The sequence below is a fragment of the Faecalimicrobium dakarense genome, from assembly GCF_000499525.1.
Lineage (GTDB): Bacteria > Bacillota > Clostridia > Peptostreptococcales > Peptostreptococcaceae > Faecalimicrobium > Faecalimicrobium dakarense.
In genome coordinates this window covers 15355-26772 of the sequence record NZ_HG529407.1, presented here as the reverse complement: position 1 = coordinate 26772, position 11418 = coordinate 15355, and the positions used below count along the sequence as shown (strand labels likewise).

The following is an 11418-nucleotide window of genomic DNA, read 5'->3' as shown; positions in this document are numbered from 1 at the left end:
GATGTTTGGAAAAGTTTTAGATTTAACAAACAAAACTATTAAAAAATAAAATAAATAACTGAATTTTAAGTTATACATAACAAAAGGTGGTATAATAATGAAAATAGCAATAACAGGTAAAGGTGGAGTAGGTAAAACAACTTTTTCTTCAATGTTGTCTAGAATGTTTTCCCAAGACGGATATAGGGTTGTTGCTGTGGATGCTGATCCAGATGCCAATTTAGCATTGGCATTAGGATTCCCTAAAGACACGTATGACTCAATAGTTCCTATTTCTGAAATGAAGAATTTGATTTCTGATAGAACATCTGCAGATACTGGATCATTTAACAAAATGTTCAAATTAAATCCTAAGGTAGATGATATACCTGAAAACTACTGCAAGGAATATAATGGAGTAAGGCTACTTACTTTAGGCACAGTAGATTCAGGAGGATCTGGATGTGTTTGTCCAGAACATGTATTACTAAAAAGACTATGCTCTCATTTAATATTACAAAATAAAGATGTAGTTATCATGGATATGGAAGCAGGAATAGAACACTTAGGAAGAGGTACTGCCCAAGGTGTAGACGCTTTTGTAGTAGTTGTGGAACCAGGAGAAAGAAGTCTACAAACCTATAGAAAAGTTAAGAAATTAGGAAAAGACATAGGTGTCAAAAGGGTATTTGTTGTGGGTAATAAGATAAGAAACAAAGAAGATGAAGAATTTATAATGAGTAATTTAGAAGATGGAGAATCATTAGGATTTATCTATTACAATCAAGATGTTATAAATTCAGATAGATCAAACCAATCTCCATATGACGTAAGTGAAGAGACAAGAAAGCAGGTTAAAGTAATAAAAGATAAGTTAATGGAACTGCAAACTTGCAATGCATAATGTAGGCTATTGCAAGATTAGATATCTATGTTCTTTATTAGGAAAATACTTTAGATATACATAATTTTGCAAAAATATTTTTTTTGGAGGAGATTTAGTTATGGGATTCAAATCTGATATAGAAATAGCTCAAGAGGCAAAACCAAAAGATATAAGAGAGATAGCAAAAAAATTAGGTTTAGGCGAAGATGATATAGAACTATATGGTAAATATAAGGCTAAGGTAGATTACAATCTATTAAAGAGAGATAATGGAGGTAAAAAATCTAAGCTAATATTAACTACAGCTATAAACCCAACTCCAGCAGGAGAAGGTAAAACAACTACTACAATAGGAGTTGCAGATGGATTAGCAAAACTAGGGAAAAATGTATTAGTTGCTTTAAGAGAGCCATCATTAGGACCAGTATTCGGTGTTAAAGGTGGAGCAGCCGGTGGAGGATATGCTCAGGTTGTTCCTATGGAAGATATAAACTTACACTTTACAGGTGACTTCCATGCAATAGGTGCAGCAAATAACTTACTAGCAGCAATGTTAGATAATCATATTCATCAAGGAAATGAACTTCAAATAGATACAAGACAAGTAACGTGGAGAAGATGTGTAGATATGAACGACAGACAATTAAGAAATGTCGTTGATGGATTAGGTAAAAGAGCAGATGGTGTTGTAAGAGAAGATGGGTTTGATATAACAGTTGCATCTGAAGTAATGGCAGCATTTTGCTTAGCTAGTGATATATCAGATTTAAAAAATAGATTAGGTAGAATAATAGTTGCATATAACTTTAGAGGAGAGCCTGTAACAGCAGCTCAGCTTAAAGCTAATGGAGCTATGGCAGCTTTACTTAAAGATGCATTAAAGCCAAACTTAGTTCAAACATTAGAGGGAACTCCATCATTCGTTCATGGTGGACCATTTGCAAATATAGCTCATGGATGTAACTCTGTAATAGCTACAAGAATGGCAATGCATTTTGCTGACTACGTAGTAACTGAAGGAGGATTTGGAGCTGACTTAGGAGCTGAAAAATTCTTAGATATTAAATGTAGAATGGCTGATTTAAAACCAGATGCAGTTATAATAGTTGCTACTGTAAGAGCATTAAAATACAACGGTGGAGTAGCTAAGAATGATTTAAATGAAGAAAACCTAGAAGCTTTAGAAGCAGGACTTCCAAACTTATTAAAGCATGTTGAAAACATAACTAAAGTATTTGGATTACCCGCAGTTGTTGCTATAAATAGATTCCCACTTGATACAGAAGCTGAGCTTAAACTTGTTGAAGATAAGTGTAAGGAGTTAGGAGTTAACGTTGCACTTTCTGAAGTTTGGGCAAAGGGTGGAGAAGGTGGAATAGCAGTAGCTAAAGAAGTTATAAGATTAATAGATGAAGAAGAAAATAGCTTTAGATTCTGTTATGAAGATGATTTAACTATAAGAGAAAAAATAGAAGCTATAGCTACTAAGATATATGGAGCTGATGGTGTAGACTTTACACCTCAAGCAGCAAAAGAAATTGATAAGTTAGAGCAATTAGGATTTGGAGATATGCCAATTTGTATGGCTAAAACTCAATATTCTTTAACTGACGATCAAACTAAATTAGGAAGACCAACAGGATTTAGAATAACTGTAAGACAGGCAACAGTTTCAGCAGGTGCTGGATTTATAGTTGCTCTTACTGGAGAAATAATGAAGATGCCAGGGCTTCCAAAAGTTCCAGCAGCTGAAAAAATAGACGTTGATGAAAATGGAGTAATAGCAGGATTATTCTAGAAAATAAAAAATATAAAAACAGAATATAAGCAGATAGTGTGCAGTTTTTGCACACTATCTGATACATAATTAACCTTATATAAACTAGGGGGAAAATAATGAAAATAGCAGAAAAAACATGTGTAGAATTTGTAGATGTGTTAGCTTCTAAATCAGCAGTACCAGGTGGAGGTGGAGCAGCGGCACTAGTAGGTGCTATAGGAATGGCTCTAGGAAGCATGGTATGTAACTTAACTATAGGAAAGAAAAAGTATGCTGAATACGAAGAAAGCGTAAAAGAAATATTAAATAAAGCAGGAAAAATAGAAAAAGATTTATTAGAAATGATAGATAAAGATGCAGAGTGCTTCTTACCTCTTTCAAAAGCTTACGGACTTCCTAAAAGCACAGAGGAAGAAATAAAAATAAAAGAAGAAACTATGGAAAAAGCTTTAAAAGTAGCTTGTGAAGTACCTATAAGCATAGTTAGAGTATGTTTCAAAGCTATAAAACTTCATGAAGATTTAGTTGATAAAGGATCAAAACTTGCTATAAGTGATGTAGGAGTAGGAGTTCAATGTTTAAGAGCTGCTATACTTAGTGGTCAATTAAATGTAGTTATCAATATAAACTCTATAAAAGATGAAGAGTATGTTAATAAAGTAAAAAATGAAGTAGATGAACTAGTTAAAGAAGGCGTTAGAATATGCGATGAAGTATATGCTAAGGTTGAAATAGCACTAGGAAAATAAATAGAAAATAAAAATATATACAGGGGGGCAATTGAATATGGAAGTAGTTGCAACTAACGGTCAAATAATAAAAGGTAAGCCAGTGGCTGATAAAATAAGTGAAAATTTAATAAACGAAGTTAATGAATTAGTAAAAGAGGGTATAAATCCTAAGTTAACTATAGTTAGAGTTGGATCTAGAGGAGACGATTTAGCTTATGAAAGAGGAGCATTAAAGAGATGTGAAACTATAGGAATACAAACTGAAGTTTTAGAGCTTAAAGAGGATATAACTCAAGAAGAATACATAAATGAATTAACTAAATTAAATAATGATAAAAATGTTCACGGAATACTATGTTTTAGACCTCTTCCTAAACAATTAAACGAAGAAGAAATAAAATATGTTATATCTCCAGAGAAAGATGTAGATAGCTTTAGTCCAATAAACACTGCTAAGGTTATGGAAGGAGATACTACAGGATTCCCTCCATGTACACCAACAGCAGTAGTTGAAATATTAAAGCATTATGATGTTAATTTAAATGGAGCTAAGGTAGCAGTTTTAGGAAGAAGTATGGTAGTAGGAAAGCCAGCTGCAATGCTTTTACTAAATGAAAATGCTACAGTAACTATATGTCACTCTAGAACAAAAGATTTAGCAAATGTAACATCTGAAGCAGATGTATTAGTAGCAGCTGTAGGTAGAGCTAAAATGGTAAAAGCTGACTTTGTAAAACAAGGTGCAGTAGTTATAGATGTTGGTATAAATGTTGATGAAGATGGTAAATTATGTGGTGATGTTGATACTAATGCAGTAGTTGAAAAAGCATCTATGATAACTCCGGTTCCTGCAGGTGTAGGTTCTGTAACTACATCAATACTTGCAAAACATGTAGTTAAAGCATGTAAGTTACAAAATAACAAATAAATAGATGCTATAGGGGGGGAATAGAGATGATAATTTCTGAAAAGAAACCAATGGAAGAAGTATTAGGATTTTTGAAAAATGCTGAAAAGGTAGTTTTAGTTGGATGTAATCAATGTGCGGCTACATGTAAAAGTGGTGGAGAAGAAGAAGTTGTTAAGATGAAAGAAGATTTAGAAGCTGAAGGAAAAACAGTTTTAGGGTATACAATATTAGATCCAGCATGTAACCTATTAAAATCTAAAAAAGATCTAAAAGCTTTAAAAGAAGAATTAAAAGAAGCAGATGCTGTTTTATCTTTAGCATGTGGAGATGGAACACAAACTATAGTTAAAAACTTAAAGAAAACACCTGTATATCCAGGAAACAACACTATGTTTATCGGGGAAACAAAGAGAGTTGGAGAATTCGAAGAAGCTTGTAAAGCTTGTGGAGAATGTGAACTTGGATGGACAGGAGGAATATGTCCAGTAACTATGTGTGCTAAAGGATTAATAAATGGTGCATGTGGTGGAGCTAAAAATGGTAAATGTGAAGTAAGTCCAGAAAATGAATGTGCTTGGATAAAAATATATGAAAGATTAAATGACATAGACCAATTGGAAAATTTATTAGAAATAAGACCTATGAAAGATTATTCTAAACAAAATAATCCAAGAACTTTAAGTTTAAAGAAAAAAGAAGAAGCAGCAACTAATGCTTAAGAGCTTTTAAAAGGTTAAAAAGGGGGATTTTTTTATGAGCTTACTAAAACAAACATTAGAAAGTGGAAAATTTGCAGTTACTACAGAAATGGCACCTCCAAAGGGAACAGATCTTTCTCATTTATTAGAGTGTGCTAAACCATTAGTAGGAAGGGTACATGCAGCAAATGTAACAGATTTCCAATCTGCAGTAATGAGAACAACTTCTCTTGCTACATGTAAATTATTACAAGATGTTGGATTAGAGCCAGTTTTACAAATGACTGGTAGAGATAGAAATAGGATAGCAATACAAGGTGAAATGTTATCAGCAGGTGTATTTGGAATAAATAATATGCTAGCTTTAACAGGAGATCATACAGTTGTAGGAGACCATCCGCAAGCTAAAGGTGTATTTGATTTAGATTGTATAGGAATACTTCAAACAGCTGAAACACTAAAGTCAGGAAAAGATTTAGTTGGTAATGAATTAAAAGGATCACCAGATTTTTATTTAGGAGCATCAGTAACTCCAGAATATGCTCCAATAGAAATACAATTAATGAAAATGCAAAAGAAAATAAATGCTGGAGCTAAGTTCTTCCAAACTCAAGCAGTTTATGATATAGAAACAATGAGATCATTTAGAAAAGCAACAAAAGATATGGATTGTAAAGTATTAGCTGGTATAGTTCCTTTAAAATCTCCAGGAATGGCTAAATTTATGACTGCAAATGTACCGGGTATATTTGTTCCAGATGATCAAATAGAAAGATTAAGAGCAGCTGGAAAAGAAAACTGGGTATCTGAAGGTATAAAGATGGCAGGAGAATTTATAAGACAATTAATAGATGAGGATTTATGTGATGGTGTACATATAATGGCGATAGGAGCAGAAGAAAATGTTCCATCAATATTAGATGCTGCACAGTTATAAAATTAAGTTCTACTGATTAATTTAATATGGGGGAAAACTAAATGAAGATAGCAGTTATTGGTGGAGGTCCAGGAGGATATGTTGCAGCTTTAAAAGCAGCAATGCTTGGAGCTGATGTAACAGTTATAGAAAAAAGAAGGGTAGGAGGTACTTGCTTAAATGTAGGATGTATTCCAACTAAAGCACTACTTGCATCTTCTTCAATGTTAATGAATATAAAAGAAGCAAAAGATTTTGGAATAAATATAGATGGAGAAGTTAAAGCTGATTTTTCAGCCATAATGAATAGAAAAGATAAGATAGTTAACCAACTAATAACTGGAATAGAATTCTTATTTGAAAAAAGAGGGATAAACTTAGTTAATGGATTTGGAAAATTATTAGATAAAAATAATATAGAAGTTACTAAAGAAGATGGAACTAAAGAGATAATAAATGCTGATAAAATAATTTTAGCTAATGGTTCAGTTCCAATAGTACCACCAATGTTTCCATATGATGGCGAAGTTGTAATCACTAGTGATGAGGTTCTAGGATTAAAAGAACTTCCTGAGTCAGTTTTAATAGTTGGTGGAGGAGTTATAGGCTGTGAAATAGGCCAATTCTTAAGAAGTCTAGGAACTGAAGTAACAATAGTTGAAATGAATGAACAATTATTACCTTTTGAAGATAAAGATGTAGCAAAACAGTTGCAGAGACAGTTTAAAAAGGATAAAATTAAAGTATTAACAGGTATTGGTGTTCAGGCTTGTGAAGTTGTTGGCAATGCAGTGGTTGCAACACTTTCAAATGGAAAACAAGTTAAAGCTCAATATGGGTTAGTTGCTGTTGGTAGAAAACCAAACCTTTCAAATTCTGGGGTAGAAGAACTAGGAATAGAAATGGAAAGAGGCAAAATAATAGTTAATGAAAATCTTGAAACGAATATAGAAGGAATATATGCAATTGGAGATTTAATAAATACTCCATTCTTAGCACATGTTGCTTCAAAAGAAGGGATAGTGGCAGTAGAAAATGCTTTAGGTAAATCTAAAACAGTTAACTATACTGCTATACCAAGATGTGTATATACTGAACCAGAAGTGGCGGCAGTAGGTAAAACAGAAAAAGAACTTCAAGCTCAAGCACAAGAGTATCATGTAGGACAATTCGATTTTAGAGCACTAGGTAAGGCTCAAGCCATAGGACATTTCCAAGGATTTATCAAAATATTAGCAGACAAAAATGACAAAATAATAGGGGCTTCAATAGTTGGACCTCATGCGACAGATTTATTAACAGAATTATCACTTGCTGTTCACTTAGGATTAACAGTAGAACAAGTAGGAGATGTAATACATGCACACCCAACATTATCTGAGGGCATAATGGAAGCTCTTCATGATGTTCATGGGGAATGTGTTCATGCAGCTCCTAAATTAGCAAAAGCATAGAAAAAAGCAGAGTGAATTTTGAAAGCTCTGTTTTGACTAAACAAAGGGGGAAATCTTAATATGGGATATAATATAGCTGTTGCAGGAAAAGGTGGAACTGGTAAGACAAGTCTTACAGGGCTTTTAATTAATAATCTTACAAAGAATAACAAGGGAACAGTATTAGTTGTAGATGCAGATGCTAATGCTAACATAAATGAAGTATTAGGTATAGAGGTAGAATCGACTATAGGTGAAATAAGAGAAGAAGTAAGCCAAAGAGAAAAGCAAGGTAATGCATTTCCTGGAGGTATGACTAAAGCTCAGTATTTACAATATAGATTAAATACTTGTTTAGCTGAAGGCGATGGATATGACTTAATGGTAATGGGAAGATCTGAAGGTGAAGGATGTTACTGCTATGTAAATGGAATACTAAGAGAACAAACTGATAAACTATCAGATGCATACGAATACTTAGTTATAGACAATGAAGCTGGAATGGAGCATTTAAGCAGAAAAACAACTAAACATATAGATAAATTACTATTAGTTAGTGATTGTTCAAGACGTAGTATTCAGGCAGTAGCTAGAATTAGGGATCTAGCTAGAGAGCTTAAATTAAGCGTAGGAGAAATACTATTAATAGTTAACAAAGTACCAAATGGAGTACTAAATAAAGGTGTATGCGAAGAAATTGAAAAGCATAAATTAGATCTTATAGGTGTTGTGCCTTTAGATAATTTAATATATGAATATGATTCTTCAGGAATACCATTAGTTCAGTTACCTGAAGATTCAGAAGCTAAAACAGCAGTAAGAGATATAATGTCTAAGTTAGAATTAAAATAGGTTTAAGGGGGAAAAACATATGGCATTCAAGATGTCTGTTCAAAAGTATTCTGGTAAGATATCAGAAGTAGAAATAGGAACAGGAGAAAAAGCAATAAAAATAGGTGGAGAAAGTACTCTTCCATTTTATAGTTTTGATGGAGATACTGGAAATATTCAAAAAGTAGGAATTGAAATATCTGATACTTATCCAGAATCATGGATATCTTCAATTAAAGATATATATAAAGATGTTTGTGATTGTCCTGTTAAGTGGGCTAAGTATGTAGAAGAAAATACAGAGGCAGACTTCATATGTTTAAAATTAGAAAGTGCAGATCCAAATGGATTAGATAAATCTGTAGAAGAATGTGCTGAAAATGCTAAAAAAGTAGTTGAAGCAGTTAGTATCCCTGTAGTTATATCAGGATGCGGAAACCACGATAAAGATGGAAAATTATTTGAAAAAGTAGCTCAAGCAGTAGACGGACATAACTGTCTGTTCTTATCAGCTACTGAAGAAAACTATAAAGCAGTAGGTGCAGCAGCAGCTATGGCATACAGCCATAAAGTTTCAGCTGAATCTTCTGTTGATATAAACCTAGCTAAACAATTAAACGTATTATTAACTCAATTAGGCGTTAAGTCTGAAAGTATAGTTATGAACGTTGGATGTTCTGCTGTTGGTTATGGGTATGAATATGTTGCATCTACTATGGATAGAATTAGACTTGCTGCATTTGGTCAAAATGATAAAACATTACAAATGCCAATAATAACTCCAGTGTCATCTGAAGTATGGCATGTTAAAGAGTCTATAGCAAGCGAGGAAGATGAACCAGCTTGGGGATGCGTAGAAGAAAGAGGTATAAATATGGAAATTTCAACTGCTGTAAGTTCACTAGTTGGAGGAGCAAATGCGGTTATACTTCGTCATCCAAAATCAATAGAAACTGTAAAAGAATTAGTTAATGCGTTAGCTTAATAAATTGTAGGGTTAGGGGGATAAAATAATGGCACTAAAAGCTTTAGATATATTTAAATTAACACCAAAGAAAAACTGTAAGGATTGTGGATTTCCAACTTGTATGGCCTTCAGTATGAAGGTTGCTTCAGGAGCGATAGAAGTTAGCAAGTGTCCACATATGTCAGATGATGCTATAGCGCAATTATCAGAGGCAACAGCACCTTTAATGAAAGGTTTAAAAATAGGAACGGGAGCTGCTGAATACGAAGTAGGAGCAGAAACTGTATTATTTAGACATGAAAAAACTTTAGTAAATAGAAATAGATTCGCAGTAGATTTTTGTGAATGCATGACTGATGAAGAAATAGATGCAAAAATAAACAATATAAGAAATGTTAACTATATAAGAATAGGCGAAGAAATGAAAGTTGAAATGGCTCTTTTAGAATACTTCGAAAATAAAGATGGATTCTTAAAGCTAATAAACAAAGTTAAAGATAGTGGATTAGAATTAGCATACATAATAAATTGTGAAGATCCAGCTGTAGCTAAAGAGGCTGTTGAAATATTAAAGGATAAAAAGCCAGTATTATATGGTGCAAATAAAGATAACTACAAAGAAATGATAGAAGTAGTTAAAGGAGATAAATTACCTCTAGGAGTTAAAGCATCTAGCTTAGAAGAATTATATTCTACAGTTGAATCAGTTCAAAAGGCAGGATATAAAGAATTAATACTAGATGTAACTGGAGATAGCATAAAAGATACATTTACTAATGCAGTTCAAGTTAGAAGAATAGCACTTAAAGAACAAGATAGAACATTTGGATACCCTTCAATAGTATTTGCAAATAAATTATCAGATAAAAATCCAAATATGGAAGTTGCTTTATCATCAATGTTTACTATAAAATACGGATCAATAATAGTATTAGATGATATAAATTATTCAAAAGCATTACCATTATTTGCTCTAAGACAAAATATATTCACTGACCCACAAAGACCAATGAGAGTTGAAACTAAGATATATCCAATAAATAATCCAGATGAAAATTCACCAGTATTAGTTACTGTTGACTTTGCATTAACTTACTTCATAATAGCTGGAGAAATAGAAAGATCTAAAGTACCAACTTGGTTAGTTATACCAGATGCTGGTGGATACTCAGTTCTTACAGCATGGGCTGCAGGTAAATTTGGAGGAAATTCTATAGCTAAATTTATAAATGAGTGCGGTGTAGCTGATAAAACTAAAAATAGAGATTTAATAATACCAGGTAAAGTAGCTGTTCTTAAAGGGGATATAGAAGATAGCTTACCAGGATGGAATGTAGTTATAGGAACAGAGGAATCTATGGAGTTACCTAAATTCTTAAGAGAATATAAAGAAAAGCATGATCAAACTTTAGCAAATGCCTAAAAGTTAAAACTAAGGGGGATAAATTAAATGGAAAAATTTATGATTATAGGTGAAAGAATACACTGTATATCGCCAGTAATAAGAAAAGCTTTAGCGGAAAAAGATCCTGCTCCAATATTAAAAAGAGCAAAAGAACAATTAGAAGCAGGGGCTCATTATATAGATTTTAACATAGGTCCAGCAGAAAGAGATGGAGAAGAATTAATGTCTTGGGGTGTTCAATTACTTCAAAGTGAATTTAATAATGTTCCAATAGCATTAGATACTGCTAACCAAAAAGCTATAGAGGCAGGACTTAAAGTATACAATAGAGAGCATGCAAAGCCAATAATAAATTCTGCAGATGCAGGATCTAGAATAGGATTAATAGATTTAGCAGCTGAATATGAGGCTAAGGTTATAGGATTATGTGCTAAAGAAGGTATACCGAGAGATAATGATGAACGTATGGGATACTGCCAAGAAATATTAGAAAAAGGTTTAATGTTAGGGATGGAGCCAACAGATATATTATTTGACCCATTATGCTTAGTTATAAAAGGGATGCAAGAAAAGCAAGTAGAGGTATTAGAAGCTATAAGAATGATGACTGAGATGGGATTATTAACTACAGGTGGACTGTCTAATGTATCTAATGGATGCCCTAAACATATAAGACCAATACTTGATAGTGCCTTCTTAGCTATGGCTATGGCAAATGGATTTAGCTCAGCTATAATAAATCCATGTGATGAAGAATTAATGAGAACTATAAAGTCTTGTGACATAATAAATGGAGCTTCTTTATATGCAGATTCTTATCTAGAATTAAGTGAAGGTGGATTTGCATTTAACGGATAAATAAAAATATATATAAGAAGCTAA

General features: G+C 32.8%; 11 protein-coding genes. All 11 read left to right on the top strand.

Features of this window, described 5'->3' with window-relative positions; translation table 11 throughout:
- The first annotated feature begins 97 nt into the window (after nt 1-97).
- The 11 genes from BN899_RS14745 (at nt 98) to acsE (ending at nt 11394) form a co-directional block, all read left to right on the top strand.
- A complete protein-coding gene (locus BN899_RS14745) occupies nt 98-883 on the top strand; it encodes an ATP-binding protein (protein ID WP_081712285.1) in 786 nt (261 codons plus the stop codon).
- 100 nt (nt 884-983) lie between these two features.
- Nucleotides 984-2663 (top strand): formate--tetrahydrofolate ligase, encoded by a 1680-nt coding sequence (locus BN899_RS14740; RefSeq protein ID WP_042276955.1) that lies wholly within the window; start codon nt 984-986, stop codon nt 2661-2663.
- Nucleotides 2664-2761: 98 nt separating this feature from the next.
- Entirely contained in the window at nt 2762-3394 is a 633-nt protein-coding gene (locus BN899_RS14735; RefSeq protein ID WP_042276952.1) for a cyclodeaminase/cyclohydrolase family protein, read from the top strand.
- A gap of 37 nt (nt 3395-3431) precedes the next feature.
- Entirely contained in the window at nt 3432-4304 is an 873-nt protein-coding gene (locus tag BN899_RS14730) for a bifunctional 5,10-methylenetetrahydrofolate dehydrogenase/5,10-methenyltetrahydrofolate cyclohydrolase (protein WP_042276949.1), read from the top strand.
- Between the two features lie 26 nt (nt 4305-4330).
- Nucleotides 4331-5005, top strand: coding sequence for a methylenetetrahydrofolate reductase C-terminal domain-containing protein (locus tag BN899_RS14725; protein WP_042276947.1), 675 nt, complete (start codon nt 4331-4333; stop codon nt 5003-5005).
- A gap of 34 nt (nt 5006-5039) precedes the next feature.
- Nucleotides 5040-5921, top strand: a complete 882-nt coding sequence (locus BN899_RS14720; RefSeq protein WP_042276944.1) for a methylenetetrahydrofolate reductase — start codon at nt 5040-5042, stop codon at nt 5919-5921.
- Nucleotides 5922-5962: 41 nt separating this feature from the next.
- Entirely contained in the window at nt 5963-7354 is a 1392-nt protein-coding gene (gene lpdA / locus BN899_RS14715; RefSeq protein WP_042276941.1) for a dihydrolipoyl dehydrogenase, read from the top strand.
- 60 nt (nt 7355-7414) lie between these two features.
- A complete protein-coding gene (locus tag BN899_RS14710; RefSeq protein ID WP_042276939.1) occupies nt 7415-8185 on the top strand; it encodes an ATP-binding protein in 771 nt (256 codons plus the stop codon).
- 19 nt (nt 8186-8204) lie between these two features.
- Nucleotides 8205-9149 (top strand): acetyl-CoA decarbonylase/synthase complex subunit delta, encoded by a 945-nt coding sequence (gene acsD, locus BN899_RS14705; RefSeq protein ID WP_042276935.1) that lies wholly within the window; start codon nt 8205-8207, stop codon nt 9147-9149.
- 28 nt (nt 9150-9177) lie between these two features.
- Complete coding sequence (gene acsC / locus BN899_RS14700) at nt 9178-10554, top strand: acetyl-CoA decarbonylase/synthase complex subunit gamma (RefSeq protein WP_042276933.1); 1377 nt, start codon at nt 9178-9180, stop codon at nt 10552-10554.
- 27 nt (nt 10555-10581) lie between these two features.
- A complete protein-coding gene (acsE, locus tag BN899_RS14695) occupies nt 10582-11394 on the top strand; it encodes a carbon monoxide dehydrogenase/acetyl-CoA synthase methytransferase subunit (RefSeq protein ID WP_042276930.1) in 813 nt (270 codons plus the stop codon).
- The last annotated feature ends 24 nt before the right edge of the window (nt 11395-11418 follow it).